This window comes from Pantoea sp. T14 (assembly GCF_036663535.1).
Lineage (GTDB): Bacteria > Pseudomonadota > Gammaproteobacteria > Enterobacterales > Enterobacteriaceae > Pantoea > Pantoea phytostimulans.
Genome location: NZ_JAWUEB010000024.1, coordinates 162,772 through 177,485, shown reverse-complemented (window position 1 = coordinate 177,485; position 14,714 = coordinate 162,772). Strand labels below are relative to the sequence as shown.

Sequence of the window (14,714 nt, the reverse complement as noted above, 5' to 3'; positions counted from 1 at the left end):
TAGCTATGGCCACATTAATCGCAGAAAACCTGGCGAAGGCATATAAAGGCCGTCGCGTGGTAGAAGACGTTAGTCTGCAAGTGAAGTCCGGCGAGATTGTCGGCCTGCTGGGTCCCAATGGTGCGGGCAAGACCACGACTTTTTATATGGTCGTGGGCATTGTGCCGCGCGATGCGGGCCGCATTATCATTGATGATGAAGATATCAGTATCCTGCCGCTGCATGCGCGCGCGCGTCGTGGCATCGGGTATCTTCCTCAGGAAGCGTCCATTTTTCGCCGCCTGAGCGTGTTCGACAATCTCATGGCGGTGTTACAAATCCGTGATGATCTGACTGAAGAGCAACGTCAGGATCGTGCTAACGAGCTGATGGAAGAGTTCCACATCGAACACCTGCGTGACAGCATGGGACAGGCATTGTCTGGGGGTGAACGTCGTCGCGTCGAAATTGCGCGTGCCCTGGCCGCAAATCCAAAATTTATTCTGTTAGATGAACCGTTTGCCGGTGTTGACCCCATCTCAGTTATCGACATCAAAAAGATCATTGAACACTTGCGTGATAGCGGCCTTGGCGTGCTAATCACCGACCACAACGTTCGTGAAACGCTGGCGGTATGTGAACGCGCCTATATCGTGAGCCAAGGTCACTTGATTGCCCACGGCACGCCTACAGAAATTCTTGCAGATGAGCAAGTTAAGCGGGTTTATTTGGGCGAAGAGTTCAGACTCTGATAAGGTGTCGCTAACACTGACGTTTGCTGAGGAAAATCAATCCTGTCTATGAAGCAAGGTTTACAACTCAGGCTCAGCCAACAGCTGGCGATGACACCACAGCTGCAACAGGCCATTCGTCTGCTGCAGCTTTCAACGCTTGAACTTCAGCAAGAGCTACAACTCGCGCTGGAAAGTAATCCGCTGCTTGAACAAACCGATCTGCACGACGAAGTTGATTCCCGCGAATATCAAGAAGCCGAAGCGCTGGATACACGTGAAGCGTTAGAGCAGAAAGATATGCCGGAAGAGCTGCCGCTTGATGCAACCTGGGACGAGATTTATACCGCAGGCACGCCTTCAGGCACCGGAACCGATTATCAAGATGATGAATTGCCTATTTATCAAGGCGAAACAACACAATCATTGCAAGATTATTTGATGTGGCAGGTGGGATTAACACCTTTTACCGATAACGATCGCGCGATTGCGACCTCCATTGTCGATGCCATCGATGATACCGGGTATCTTACCGTTTCGCTTGAAGAGATCCTCGACAGCATCGGCAATGAAGAGCTTGAGCTTGATGAGGTTGAGGCCGTATTAAAACGTATCCAACGTTTTGATCCCATCGGCGTTGGCGCTCGTGACTTGCGTGATTGCTTACTGGTGCAGCTTTCACAATATGCTCCTGATACGCTGATGCTGGCAGAGGCGCGACTGATCGTTAGCAACCACCTCGACTTATTGGCTAATCACGATTTCCGCAGTCTGATGCGCGTAACGCGTTTAAAAGAAGATGTGTTGAAAGAGGCCATGCAGCTGATCCAATCACTGGATCCGCGTCCTGGCCAATCGGTGAATACCGGCGAACCTGAGTATGTGATTCCCGACGTGCTGGTACGTAAAGTCGGCACACGCTGGACAGTGGATCTCAACGCTGACAGCGTGCCACGTTTAAAGATCAACCAGCAATATGCTGCGATGGGGGGTTCATCGCGCAACGACAGCGATAATCAATTTATTCGTAGTAATTTGCAGGAAGCAAAGTGGCTCATTAAAAGCCTGGAAAGCCGCAACGATACGTTGCTAAAAGTGACTCGTTGTATTGTTGAACAACAACACGCTTTTTTTGAACAAGGCGAAGAGTTTATGCGTCCAATGGTATTGGCAGATATTGCGCAAGCCGTTGAAATGCATGAATCGACAATTTCCCGCGTTACCACGCAAAAATATTTACATAGCCCGCGTGGCATCTTTGAATTGAAGTATTTTTTCTCCAGTCACGTGAATACCGAAGGTGGCGGCGAAGCATCGTCTACTGCGATTCGTGCATTGGTCAAAAAATTAATTTCGGCGGAAAATCCTGCCAAGCCCTTGAGCGACAGTAAGCTCACCTCCATGTTATCTGAACAAGGGATCATGGTGGCGCGTCGAACCGTCGCTAAGTACCGCGAGTCTTTATCCATCCCGCCATCGAACCAGCGTAAACAGCTGGTTTGACAGAAATGAGAAGGAAGACCTATGCAGCTGAACCTCACTGGGCAACATGTCGAAATCACCGAACCTCTGCGTGAATTCGTTAACGGTAAGTTTGCCAAACTGGAACACTACTTTGATCGTATCAATCAGGTTTATATTATTCTGAAAGTCGAGAAGGTCAATCAAATTGCCGAGGCGACTTTACACGTCAGCGGTGGCGAACTGCACGCCACGTCGGAAGCGGAAGATATGTATGCGGCTATTGACGGTTTGATTGATAAACTCACCCGTCAACTGACCAAACACAAAGACAAACTGAAAAAACACTAACCTTCACGCTGGTTAAGCGCTTAACGCGCTAGAGCGCACAGGATGGGGCGGATTAACCGCCCCGTTTTGTCATCTAAGCCAGCGCCATCTGACGTCAACATAGCGGTTATATGCGAACGTGAGTGGCTAAGTGAACTCGCAAGTGAAACGATGATGAACAACGATCTGACACTGGAATTGAGCTCCGTACTTTCGCTGGACTGCACCCGCAGCAGCGTACATTGCCAGAGCAAAAAACGGGCGCTGGAAATTATCAGCGAACTGGCCGCCAAGCAGCTCAACCTGCCGCACCAAACGCTTTTCGAAGCAATTCTTACCCGTGAGCGCATGGGAAGCACCGGTATTGGCAATGGAATTGCGATTCCTCACGGCAAGCTGGATGAAGATACATTGCGCGCGGTAGGCGTGTTCATTAGTCTTGAACAGCCCATCGCCTTTGACGCGGTGGATAATCAGCCGGTCGATCTGTTGTTTGCCCTTCTGGTTCCCGCAGATCAATGCAAAACGCACTTGCATACTCTTTCACTGGTGGCGAAAAGACTGGCAGATAAAACCGTCTGTCGTCGCCTGCGAGCGGCGCAAAGTAATGAAGAGCTCTACGCGATTATTACAGAAGGCCAGTCAGAACAGTAAAGCGTCTTTACCGGCCCGGTGCCGGTTTTAAAACGGGAGAGAAGGTCATGGTGCTGATGATCGTTAGCGGTCGGTCAGGCTCAGGAAAATCAGTGGCGTTGCGCGCACTGGAAGACATGGGGTTTTACTGCGTCGATAATCTGCCGGTGGTCTTGCTGCCGGAGTTAGCAAACTCGTTGGCAGAACGCAACATCTCCGCTGCTGTCAGCATTGATGTGCGTAACATGCCAGAATCGCCGGAAATCTTCGAAACCGCTCTGAATAATCTGCCTGATACGTTTTCACCGCAGCTGCTGTTTCTCGACGCTGATCGTAATACGTTGATTCGCCGCTACAGCGATACGCGTCGTTTGCACCCTCTTTCCAGCAAAAACTTGTCGCTGGAAAGTGCCATTGACGAAGAGAGCGATCTGCTGGAGCCGCTACGCTCGCGTGCCGATTTAATTATCGATACGTCAGAAATGTCCGTGCATGAACTGGCTGAAATGCTGCGTACCCGTCTGCTGGGCAAGCGCGAACGCGAACTGACCATGGTATTTGAGTCGTTTGGCTTCAAGCATGGTATTCCGATAGATGCTGATTATGTCTTTGATGTTCGGTTCTTACCGAACCCGCATTGGGATCCCAAATTACGTCCGATGACCGGTCTTGACCGTCCGGTAGCGGCTTTTTTGGATCGCCACACTGAAGTGCACAACTTTATCTATCAGACGCGTAGCTATCTTGAATTGTGGCTACCGATGCTGGAAACCAACAACCGCAGTTACCTAACCGTAGCCATCGGTTGTACCGGGGGAAAACACCGTTCAGTTTATATTGCTGAACAGCTAGCAGATTATTTCCGCTCCCGCGGTAAAAATGTACAGTCTCGTCATCGTACGTTGGAAAAACGCAAATCATGACCGTCAAACAAACTGTAGAAATCAAAAATAAGCTGGGCATGCATGCGCGCCCGGCAATGAAGCTGTTTGAGTTGGTACAAAGTTTTGACGCAGAAGTACTATTACGCAATGAAGCGGGTACTGAAGCCGAAGCCAGTAGCGTTATTGCGTTACTGATGCTGGACTCTGCCAAAGGCGGCCATATCGAAATTGAAGCCAGCGGCCCGGAAGAAATTCAGGCGCTAGCTGCTGTCATTGAGCTGTTTGATGCAGGTTTTGACGAAGACTGATTAATCCAGCTTATTGCGTTGCAGGAATCCCTCGCCGCCCAGCTGGCGCATTTGCCGCATGATCCATTGCTGACGTTGCCGGATATAACCTGAAGGCGCATCGGCACGAAAACGAATAGGATTAGGCAGCACAGCAGCCAGCAGCGCGGCTTCCGACATACTGAGGCGGCTGGCAGGTTTATGAAAGAAACGCTGCGATGCCGCTTCAACGCCAAAGACTCCGTCCCCAAACTCAGCAATATTCAGGTAAACCGTCAGAATGCGGCGTTTGGTCCACACGGTTTCAATTCCCACGGTCAAACCGGCTTCCAGACCTTTACGCACCCAACTGCGTCCATCCCACAGAAACAGATTTTTGGCCGTTTGCTGTGACAGTGTAGATGCACCGCGCATTTTTTCATTGCTGTTATCCAACACAGACTCTATAGCTGCTACATCAAATCCCCAGTGCACCGGAAATTTTTGATCTTCTGATGCAATCACGGCTAATGCCATCCATGGTGAGATTTCGTCGTGCCCTACCCAATCCGAATGCGCCACATAATCGAACCGGCCATTTATCCAGGCGACCAGTTGTCGCTCAACCATGACGGCGGAAAAAGGAACCGGCAAAAACGAAAAAAGCACAATGCCTGCTACCCAAATCCCTAACCATGCCAACAGCATGCGGACAACAATGCGCTTAATACGTTGTCCGAGGCTTCCTTTATACTTACTCATGCAATCTTCTCTTACTTGTTTTAGGCATTAATCAATTGCTGTAGAAATCACAGGCTTAAAATGGATTTATCAGGCAATAAAGCCAAACCATACGGGTTATTTTACAGACAGATTACGCAGTAAAATTGCAAATCAGCGTTAACAGATCCAGTTACTTCAAGCACTTCCAGCAAAAAGGAATCGGTTCCATTACCCTGCTTCAGTTAGACTTTTTTCAAAAAAACACTTAACAATTTGTGATATACGCCATCATAAATGTTTCACTACACTTAACTATCGCAAAATGATTAGTTCGTTACTCTTCATTGATTGATCGATAAATTCTAAAGAATGTGCAAATTCCGATCTTTAATCCTTTTACTTTAAACAAAAAAAGTTAAAGTTTTCACCTAACGTTAGACGGAAATCAATTGGTAGAACCTTTAACTGGAAATTTCTCTTTAAGGTTTCCAAAACGTTTTGGATAACCCATGCCCGATGAAACATTTAGCTTTATTTTTTATAAACTTAACTAAGAAAATATCCCAATTTGCTGTGTGAGCGTTAAATTGCCGTTTGGCTTTTTCTTTTAAGCTTCTCAAGTGACGCAAAAGCGTGCAAAAAACCCCACATCTGGTTAAAAATAAAGCAATGCATCGCAGAAATTAATTCCTTACTTGACTGTGTTGCCAAATTAATGTTTTCTGTATTTAAACGCTGCTCAACATCACACATTTTAATGAATCTTGTCACAAGTTAAGATGAATTTGCTAAGGTGATGACAGTGTTAACCAATACCACGCTGTTGCGCTCAAATACTCTAAGCATAGCAGCAGCGCCTTTTTCCCTGGTGTTGGCGCAGTATTCGCGCACCCCGGCCTCGGCTGGGGTCATTTTTTTCTAGCGATCTGCTTTTCTTTCTCAGCTACCCATTCGCGTAGCACCTGTACATCATGACGCCATTCATGTTTCAGCTCTTCAATCCACTCAGCCACGTTATCCCACCATGCAGGAAGCTCAGGGCTTTGAATCTGCTTCGCCAGCATCTGTAAATGCTGTAAACCCACCGAACCCGCCGCACCTTTAATTTTATGCCCTTCTTCAGCAATACCTTTCTGGTCGCGCGCCATCAAATTGGACTCTAAAATATCTACATATCCCGGCATCATTTTTTCGAACATGTCGAGGCTTTGCGTGATCAAGCTTGGGCCAACCAGCTCGATATATTGCTCAAGCATCGGCACATCAAGCAGCGTAAGCGTTGTCTCTTGCGCGGATTCGGTTTCTTCTTCATCAGTCTCGGTTTGATAATCCCAGAACTTTTTGATGATTGCCGTTAACGCGGGTACGGCCAACGGTTTGCTCAGCACATCATCCATACCGGCATCGAAATATTCTTTCTTGTCTTTGAGCACATTGGCGGTGAGCGCGACCAGCGGCGGCAGGTCGCTGTTTTGATAACGCTGATGAATGGCGCGTGAAACGTCCAGGCCGGTCATGTCAGGTAGTTGGATATCCAGCAGGACTAAATCAAATTCCAGTGGATCAAACATGGCCAGCGCCTCGCCGCCCGTCATGGCTACTTCAACGCTACAGCCTAATTTCTCAAGGACCGAACGCGCGACAATTACGTTGAGCTCAATATCCTCAACCAGCAATACGTGTAACGCAGGCAGCGGCATGTTGTCATCAACGCCATCATCTTCCACCTCTTCAGCGACACGCGGCGCTTTGATCTTCACGGTAAAGCAAGAACCTTGGCCTGGTGCGCTGCTAACGGTGATATCCCCGCCCATTGCCTGTGCCAGCCGACGTGAAACGGCCAGACCAATACCGGTACCGGTTGCAGGTTTACCGCCATGCTGATCTTTCACCTGATAATACATCGCAAAAATCTTGTCCTGCTCTTCCTGGCGAATACCTAAGCCAGAATCCTGAACCTCGAAGCGCAACGTTTCATCCTGCTCGTAAGCAACGCGCACGACAATTTCACCTTGTTGGGTAAACTTCACGGCATTACCAATAAGGTTCCAAAGAATTTGGCGCAGACGCGTGCCATCAGTGGCAATTTTATGCGGTAAAGGCAACTGCGGCGCCATGACAAACTTCAGCCCCTTTGGCTGAGCCAGCAAGCCAGAAAGATTTTCTAAATCGGCAAGGAAACTGGTGAAGTCGATCGGCTGATTATCAAGTTGTACTTTGCGCCGCTCAATTTTGTCGACTTCAATAACATCGTTGAAGATATTGCCGAGCGTGATGGCGGAAACATGGATGGTTTTGAGGTATTTGAGCTGTTCTTGATTGAGATCGGTATCCAGCAAAATGCGGCTGAGACCGACAATGCCATTAAGCGGCGTGCGCAGCTCGTGGCTGATCGTAGAGATAAAGGTCGTCTTCTCCCGGCTGGCGTTCTCTAAAGCGTCCTGGTAGCGCTTACGCTCCGTTATATCGCGTCCAAAACCCATTAGCCCACTACGCTTACCTACGCGGTCATAATAAGGCACTTTTCGAATTTCAAAACAGGCCTTGCGACCATCAGGATATTGCAGCCATTGTTCGTAAGTCAGAGAAACATTATGACGGAAGACCTTCTCATCGGTTTCCAGCACTTTTGTCGCCGCATCGTCATCATAAATATCGCGTGGCGTCAGACCAATCAGCTGCTTCTCGCTTTTTCCGGTTAACAATTCCATTGCCCGATTACAGCCAGAAAATTGCTTATCAATATTGCGGTAAAAAACCAAATCGGGAGAGGCATCCAGGAAAGAACGCAGGAAGGAGGATTGTTGCTCAAGCTCAATTTGTGCCTGCTCACGTCGCGCCACTTCTTCACGCAGCTTATCCATAACCTGCTCGCGCGCCAGTTCAGCTTTTTTACGGTCAGCGATCTCTTGATTCAGCTGTGAAATGGTCTCTTTCATCTGCTGATTGAGTTCAAGATCGCGGGTACGCATCTCTTCCAGTTTATCAACCAGCCGTGCCAGTCGCTGCCGGGATTCTTCCAGTTGATCGACCACCACCGATAAGAAATAGACCGCCCAAGGTGTAATGAGCAGGCCAAAAAATACCGATCGCACCATGTCGATACTTTCGACATGCCCACGCAGCACCATCGTGACTGCCATTTGGACAATCATCGCCAATACCACCAGCGCTGAGGCCAAAAGCAGCGAAAAGCGTATCAAGCCAAGCTTAACCATCAAATCAACGTAATATTGCGCCAGCAGGCGAATTTGTTTCATAAAGACTCCCTGAAAGAGAAACAGGCACATGATAGCGTAATTACGCTTCTGGCGGCGTCATGCATCAGCGGGTTAAAGACGTGATTGCTCTATTTTGGTGCATCAGCCGCATCAATCGCCGACGTTTATGACATTAAGCTTAAAACCCTTGACTAATTGTGCTAACTGAATAATCTGTAGGGCCGCCTGAACGATGGCGACCGATTAGCATTCCCCTTTTTCAATATCCTGGCAGCGTTCTGTTGCACAGGCTTACTTATCTATTTGCATACTCATTCATCTTAAGCACTGTTTTAAGCATATTCGGCTTAATTAATTTTACTTATAACATCGCCATATTTCATTCAAATATACCCATATAAGAAAAACAGATACATCCTGTGCATGAAATGGCCGTAACAGCATTTCATGCTGTTAAAGACCCTATCACCAGCATGGTGCAGAGATTTGATCGCTGCACCACAGTGAGACAGTTCACATTTATGGGCCATTAACGTACCGGCTAACAGCGATAAATTTAGCTGTTTAATACTTTAAAATCATGTATTTAATGACGAAAAGACTCAAATAACCCTGACAAGTATCGTTATTTGACCTGTTTCCGCTTTCCCGATAAGTTGGAAATCCGCTGAAAGCTTTCCTGACGGGCCAGTGTCTCGGCATATCTATGCAATCAGAAGACTCCCGCGTGGTGTAAGTCATCTCCTTTAAGAGACCGGAAATCTAAGAGCAGCTCAATCAAGGACGTTTTAAACCTGTCTGGAGTGAACTGCTCGGAGCAATAATGCCCGCTCGACAGCGTGTGGCAATGAAAATGAAACTGCGCTCATTGGCGCTTAGTGTTTGAAATAATGCAGGTAATGTCTAAAGCAGTTTAAGGAGACCCTCAATGTCCAATAAAAAACCTAATCCCTATGGCTTGTATGACCCAGCAGCAGGGAGTGATAGCTGTGGTGTAGGTTTCATTACGCGTAAGGACGGCGAGCAGACCCATGAGATCCTGCAGATGGCGCACAGCGCCCTTTGTACTGTACCTCACCGCGGGGGCATGTCGGCTGAAGGCGTCGGTGACGGTGCTGGGGTAAACGTTGACCTTTCATTGCACTTCTTCCGTAAGATTACGGGCCAGGCGCTGGAAGCGGGCCGTTTTGGCGTCGGTAACTTCTTTGTGCCAAAAGATGCCGAGCTGCGTGCAAATGCTGAACGTCTGGTAGAAGAAGCGTTGAACAGCTTTGGCCTGTCTATCATCATGAAACGTGACATGCCGCTAGACAGCAGCGTGACGCGTCCGGCCGCTGTGCAATTCCAGTTACCGATTGTGCAGTGGATTTTCACTGCACCGCAGGATGTCGTCGATCAAAACGACTTTGAACAACGCATCTATCGCGCCCTGCTGGCTATCGAAGCGCGTGCCTTTACTGAAAGCGAGTTTGGTGGGCTTTATCCCCTTTCGCTCTCATCACGGACGCAGGTATTCAAGGCGCGTCTGAACTCAAACGAAGTGATTCCTTACTTCAAAGACCTGACCGATCCCGATCATCAGGTACGTGGATTATTCTTCCATACCCGTTTCTCTACCAATACCGATCCGCATACCACCATGGCGCAGCCGTTCCGCCTGATGGCGCATAACGGCGAGTTAAACACCGACCGTAAAAACCGCATTGCGGAGTCGGCTCTGGCGCTGGCGCGGGGTAAGAAGATTGTGCGTCCAAAAGGCCAATCCGACAGCTCGCGTCTCGACCAAAGTATTCACAGCCGCTTGATGGAAGACAGCCTCGATCTGATCACCGCCGTTGTTTCCATGATGCCGCCAGCCTGGGAAAACGACACCTCCTTATCCAATGAGGTGCGTGACATGCTGGAGTACTTCTCGCTGTATGAAGAGAAGAACGATGGCCCGGCTGCGTTGATTTTTGGTAATGGTGAAGTCATCGGTGCACGCCTCGACCGTCTTGGCCTGCGTCCACTGCGTTCTGTTGAAACAGTAGATTATATTGGCGCGATGTCCGAAGCGGGCCAAATTGCTTTCCCACCGGAAAGTGTTCTGCGTCGCGGCCGTATCGAAGCAGGCGGTATGCTCTATTTCGATCATCGCGAAAAACGCAGCTACACCACGCATCAGGCGCTGGAAAAACTGGCAGCTGAAAAAGATTATTCTGCCCTGCTGGCTACAGCCCGTGTCGATCTGCAAGATCTGCCGGTGATCCCAGCAGAGCAGCAAGGCTCGCCGCTGCGCTATCGTGGCGACCTGAAAGCCTATCAACGCTTCGTGGCGTACTATTACAACCAAGAAAGCTTCAAATTCATGATGGATCCCATGCTGGCAACCGGCGCAGAGAAAATCTCCGCGATGGGTTACGGCAACGCCATTAACGGCTTATCCGATCATGAAGGTGGGATGGCGCACTACTTCTCTCAACGTTTTGCGCAGGTTACTAACCCGCCGCTGGACTCGATCCGTGAAGTAGATGGCATGACGCTGCGCGTAGCGCTGGGTGCGAAACCGCATCTGGGCCGCAGCAAAGGCCGCCAAATCATCGTGCCAACGCCGATTCTTAGCCATCTCGATATGCTGCAGTTGCGTGAGCAAGACGTTGCACCTTACGCACGCTTTGAGATGCTGTACGAGCCAGTCGTTGGCAAAGATCTGCTGAGCCGCACAGCAAATGCCAATGCGCTAGAAAAAGCCATTGACGATTTGGCGCAACAGGTCGTTGATTTTGCCCGCACCCAAGGCGGCATTGCGGTGCTTACCGATCGCCACATCTCTTCAACTCAAGCTGCGATTCCAATGCTGCTGCTGGTTTCTGCTATCAATCAGCGTCTGGTGCAGGAAGGTTTGCGTCTTGATGTTTCGCTGGTGGTTGAAAGTGGCCAGAGCATCTCTTCACACCATATCGCGGCAGCCTTGGGCTTTGGTGCTTCCGCTATTTATCCGCTTGGCGTGCAGATGCGTGCCGAAGAGAAATATGGCGAAGGTGAAGAAGGCAATAAAGCGTTTAAACGCTATGCCAAAGCGGCCGAAAAAGCGCTGATGAAAACCATGGGTAAAGTTGGCCTGTGCACCGTAGAAAGTTACAGCTGCGGTGAGTTCTTTGAGCCGAACTTCCTTAATACTGACGATCCAGTACTGAAAAAATATTTTCCAAATATCCGCACCCCGGTCGGTGGCGCAGGTTTTGCCACTATCGCGCAGATGGCGGTTGACTGGCATCAGAGCGCCCTGAAAATTCAGGGCGAGTCCGAAGTGCCATTGCTTGGCCTGTTTAAAGAGCGTGCTGAAGGTGCCGGTCACTCTTATGGCACCATCGCTGTTCGCACCTTTATCGACATGACTGAAGAGCCTATTCGCTTTGCCGACAAAGCGCGTGAAGAAGATAACTTCATCCGTTTGATGACGCTGGCCAAGCTGGATAACGCGTTTGGAATCAAAGCGGAATCCTTTAAGGACAGCAGCTTTGAGCGTATCCCAAATGAAGTGATCAACAACTTCGCCATCACTTCAGATTATCGTCAGTTCTCTAGTCTGATGTATGAAGAACGTAAGCGTCGTCCAGCTGCACTGCGCGATATTCTGGCCTTTCCGGCGGATTTGACGCACATCGACAGTGAAGCAGAATTCCGTCGTAAGCTGGGACGTTACTCGTTGACCAACAACGGTTTTGCTATACGTGGTTTGGTCTGTGAAGCCGTTGACGGCAGCCTTAACCACTTTACGCTGCGTTTAACGGATGCGATCAACGGCCTGAAGCCGGAAAGCGAACGCCTCGCAGCGCTATCACGTGCGTTGAAATCACGCTTCAATGATGAAATTGAAAGCACCGAAGTGGTGAGCAATGGCTTGAATGTCACCGCTTATGGCAAGGCCGCAGATTATCTGTCACGGATTTTCACCACGCTGCCTTCACTGCCACTGAACGAAATCCAGCCAGCCTGTGAAATCACCCGCACCTTTGCTTCCGGTGCGATGAGCCACGGCGCGCTGGTCGCTCCGGCCCATGAAGCGGTTGCACACGGCACCAATATGGTTGGCGGCATGAGCAACTGCGGTGAAGGTGGTGAACACTATTCACGCCACGGCACCATCCGTGCATCACGTATCAAACAGCTGGCCTCGGGCCGTTTTGGCGTATGGGCGGCTTATTTAGCTGACCCGATGCTGGAAGAGCTGGAGATCAAAATTGGCCAAGGTGCGAAGCCAGGCGAAGGGGGTCAGTTACCTGCGCCTAAAGTCACCGTGGAAATCGCAGCAGCCCGTGGCGGTACGCCGGGTGTCGAGCTGGTTTCACCGCCACCTCACCACGACACCTATTCTATCGAGGATTTAGCGCAGCTGATCCACGACTGTAAAGCCGCTCGCGTTCGCGTCATCGTTAAACTGGTTTCATCGGAAGGCATCGGTACGATTGCGGTTGGCGTAGCGAAAGCAGGCGCAGACGTTATCAACGTTGCAGGGAATACTGGCGGCACCGGCGCAGCTTCCGTTACCAGTCTGAAATACACTGGACGCGTGGCGGAAATCGGCATCGCGGAAGTACATCAGGCGCTCTGTGCTAACGGCCTGCGTGAGAAAGTCTTGCTGCGTTGCTCTGGCGCACAGCAGACCGGCAGCGATGTCGTGAAATCGGCGCTGCTGGGTGGCGACAGCTTTGAATTTGGTACCACCGCACTGATGATGTTGAAATGTGTGATGGCGAAAAACTGTAACGTTAAGTGCCCGGCAGGTTTAACCACTAATGCCGAAGCCTTTGATGGCGATCCCCGTCAGCTGGCACAGTATTTCATGAACGTTGCGCATGAGGTGCGTGAAATCCTGGCGCGCATGGGCCTGCATTCGCTGCGTGAAGCACGTGGACGCTCTGATCTGCTGCACTTAATGGATCACCCATTGGAAGTCGGTAAACTCGATTTCCGCGCCATGTTAACCGTGGTGCCCGAGCTGAAAATCGATCGTCCCGTGTATCTGGAAAAAGATTTCGAACTGGATGATGCCTGGATTGAGCAGCTGAACACTGAACTGGTTACTCAAGGCAAAAATGACATTTCGTTGGGCAATAACATCACGTTGAACAACCGCAACAAGAGTGTCGGCGGCCAGCTAGCGATTGATATTGAACGCAAGCTCAATCATCAACTGACGGCTGAGCAATTGAGCGCAATGCCAGCGGTGTTGCAGGATGATCGTGGTCGTCGCTATCTGGCACCTGAAACGGTGAAGATCAGCACTTCTGGTTCTGCGGGCCAATCTTTCGGCGCCTTCTGCAATGACGGTATGCAAATAAAGCATTACGGCACCTGTAATGATGGTGTTGGTAAAGGTCAATGTGGTGGCGAGCTGGTGGTAATGTCTCCGGGCGGCGGCGCACAAGACAGCGATGGTAACGTGCTGATCGGTAACTTTGCGCTGTTTGGCGCAACGGGTGGACGCCTGTTTGTTCAAGGTCAGGCGGGTGACCGTTTTGCCGTACGTAATTCAGGCGCAACCGCAGTAGTTGAAGGTGTGGGTGACTTCTGTTGCGAATACATGACTAATGGCGCAATCCTGAACCTGGGTACATTTGGTACAGGCTTCGGCAACGGCATGAGCGGCGGTTTTGCTTACCAGTATGACCCGTATGGATCACTCGCCAGCCATGCCGCAGGTGACTCAGTACTGTTCGGTTCTATCGCCGATCAGGACGAGATGGCGCAAACGCACAAGCAAGCGGTGCTGACGATGCTGAACTGGCATTTGGAAGCGACCCACTCACCACGCGCTGCCTGGCTGTTAGAGAATTGGGAAACAGAGTGTCACCACTTTGTTTACGTGATGCCGCGCTCACTGCTGCTGTATCAAGATGGTGGCGAAATCCTGAAGGCGAAATCACGTAAAGATTTGCTGGAAGAGTTATCAACTGCGCTGGCTGGACATCAGGTTGCTAAGTTCAAATCAGCCTGGCGTGAAGGCAAAACTATCGCTAATGGCGCGGTGCCGGCTTATGGCGCAACCGATACGCTGGAAATGTTCGTACTGCTGAACAACTACACCGTGTTGAGCTTTGCACAACAGCTGGCGCTGGGTAAATTACCTAAAGGCACTTCTGTGGAAGATCCTGCGGTAGAGAAAGCGGTACGTAACCTGTTGATGACTGAAGACTTCTCGTTGATCAGCAAACTTCAACGCCACGCACGTGCGGCGATTGAGAGCTACACCGACGATGAGCTGGCTAGCCTGATCGGCACTAAACGTATGACGGATTACAAGGCTGCGCTGACGCAACGCAACATTCGCTCAATGGACAGCCTGGCAACCTATGGCTGGATCATGTATCAGGACGCCTGCAACCGTGAGGTGTTAGGTCATCTGCCTGATTTCGAAGAGCTGTTCGCACGCGCTGCTTTGCCAGAAATTGCTGCTGCTGTCGGGAAACTGTCCTAACAGCAACACTGACGAAAACGAATATG

The 14,714-nt window shown here is 50.0% G+C and carries 9 protein-coding genes; 7 read left to right on the top strand and 2 right to left on the bottom strand.

Translation table 11 applies throughout. The features are described from left to right. The first annotated feature begins 5 nt into the window (after positions 1–5). The 6 genes from lptB (at position 6) to npr (ending at position 4,326) form a co-directional block, all read left to right on the top strand. Positions 6–731, top strand: coding sequence for an LPS export ABC transporter ATP-binding protein (gene lptB / locus SC127_RS11995; protein ID WP_243078733.1), 726 nt, complete (start codon positions 6–8; stop codon positions 729–731). A 48-nt stretch (positions 732–779) separates the two neighbouring features. Continuing rightward, positions 780–2,213 (top strand): RNA polymerase factor sigma-54, encoded by a 1,434-nt coding sequence (gene rpoN, locus SC127_RS11990; RefSeq protein WP_332626634.1) that lies wholly within the window; start codon positions 780–782, stop codon positions 2,211–2,213. A 21-nt stretch (positions 2,214–2,234) separates the two neighbouring features. Next, on the top strand, positions 2,235–2,522 hold the full coding sequence (gene hpf, locus SC127_RS11985; protein WP_215847822.1) for a ribosome hibernation promoting factor: 288 nt from the start codon (positions 2,235–2,237) through the stop codon (positions 2,520–2,522). A 153-nt stretch (positions 2,523–2,675) separates the two neighbouring features. Next, positions 2,676–3,155, top strand: coding sequence for a PTS IIA-like nitrogen regulatory protein PtsN (gene ptsN / locus SC127_RS11980; RefSeq protein ID WP_215848351.1), 480 nt, complete (start codon positions 2,676–2,678; stop codon positions 3,153–3,155). Positions 3,156–3,202: 47 nt separating this feature from the next. After that, positions 3,203–4,057, top strand: coding sequence for an RNase adapter RapZ (rapZ, locus tag SC127_RS11975; protein WP_010251920.1), 855 nt, complete (start codon positions 3,203–3,205; stop codon positions 4,055–4,057). Next, a complete protein-coding gene (gene npr / locus SC127_RS11970) occupies positions 4,054–4,326 on the top strand; it encodes a PTS phosphocarrier protein NPr (protein ID WP_243078735.1) in 273 nt (90 codons plus the stop codon). Before rapZ ends, npr begins: the two co-directional genes overlap by 4 nt. Here the strand turns inward: npr and mtgA are convergent, their stop codons facing one another. Both mtgA and arcB read right to left on the bottom strand, forming a co-directional pair. Then, positions 4,327–5,046, bottom strand: coding sequence for a monofunctional biosynthetic peptidoglycan transglycosylase (mtgA, locus tag SC127_RS11965; RefSeq protein WP_215847824.1), 720 nt, complete (start codon positions 5,044–5,046; stop codon positions 4,327–4,329). An 869-nt stretch (positions 5,047–5,915) separates the two neighbouring features. Continuing rightward, positions 5,916–8,267 carry an aerobic respiration two-component sensor histidine kinase ArcB gene (gene arcB, locus SC127_RS11960; RefSeq protein WP_332626611.1) on the bottom strand — a complete coding sequence of 784 codons (2,352 nt, stop codon included), beginning with the start codon at positions 8,265–8,267 and terminating at the stop codon, positions 5,916–5,918. 889 nt (positions 8,268–9,156) lie between these two features. Here arcB and SC127_RS11955 point away from each other — a divergent pair. Then, complete coding sequence (locus SC127_RS11955; protein ID WP_332626609.1) at positions 9,157–14,688, top strand: glutamate synthase-related protein; 5,532 nt, start codon at positions 9,157–9,159, stop codon at positions 14,686–14,688. Positions 14,689–14,714: the final 26 nt, after the last annotated feature.

Bases quoted from the DNA above. Each gene is read 5' to 3' on its own strand.
- arcB (WP_332626611.1), bottom strand. From the start codon at position 8,267: ATGAAACAAATTCGCCTGCTGGCGCAATATTACGTTGATTTGATGGTT.
- SC127_RS11955 (WP_332626609.1), top strand. From the start codon at position 9,157: ATGTCCAATAAAAAACCTAATCCCTATGGCTTGTATGACCCAGCAGCA.
- ptsN (WP_215848351.1), top strand. From the start codon at position 2,676: ATGAACAACGATCTGACACTGGAATTGAGCTCCGTACTTTCGCTGGAC.
- mtgA (WP_215847824.1), bottom strand. From the start codon at position 5,046: ATGAGTAAGTATAAAGGAAGCCTCGGACAACGTATTAAGCGCATTGTT.
- rpoN (WP_332626634.1), top strand. From the start codon at position 780: ATGAAGCAAGGTTTACAACTCAGGCTCAGCCAACAGCTGGCGATGACA.
- lptB (WP_243078733.1), top strand. From the start codon at position 6: ATGGCCACATTAATCGCAGAAAACCTGGCGAAGGCATATAAAGGCCGT.
- npr (WP_243078735.1), top strand. From the start codon at position 4,054: ATGACCGTCAAACAAACTGTAGAAATCAAAAATAAGCTGGGCATGCAT.
- hpf (WP_215847822.1), top strand. From the start codon at position 2,235: ATGCAGCTGAACCTCACTGGGCAACATGTCGAAATCACCGAACCTCTG.
- rapZ (WP_010251920.1), top strand. From the start codon at position 3,203: ATGGTGCTGATGATCGTTAGCGGTCGGTCAGGCTCAGGAAAATCAGTG.